Annotated in this window: 1 protein-coding gene; it reads right to left on the reverse strand. The window is 73.0% G+C overall.

Annotation, left to right across the window (positions count from 1 at the left end; translation table 11 throughout):
- The coding region (locus ACYQ2W_RS26870) for a hypothetical protein (RefSeq protein WP_459874217.1) at positions 1-255 on the reverse strand (255 nt) is incomplete at its 3' end.
- Positions 256-270: the final 15 nt, after the last annotated feature.

Raw genomic sequence — 270 nt, forward strand, 5'->3', positions numbered from 1 at the left:
AAGGGCGGAGAGGACCCACACGCCGCCGTCGCGGTAGTCGCTGACCAGGGCGGTGATCGCCCCGTCGGCGGCGTCACCGAAGGGTTGCAGATGGAGCAGGGGGATGCCGTCGCGGTCGATCCGGGCCAGTCCGCTCCCCTCGCCGACCCACACGCCGCCGCTGCCGTCGATGGCGAGGTGGTGGCCGCCGATCCCGTCCCGTTCGAAGACGAGCTGCCCGCGCCGGTCCACCCGCAGCAGGCGATCCCCACTCACCCCCCACAACTGGTC

The organism is Endothiovibrio diazotrophicus (assembly GCF_054657215.1).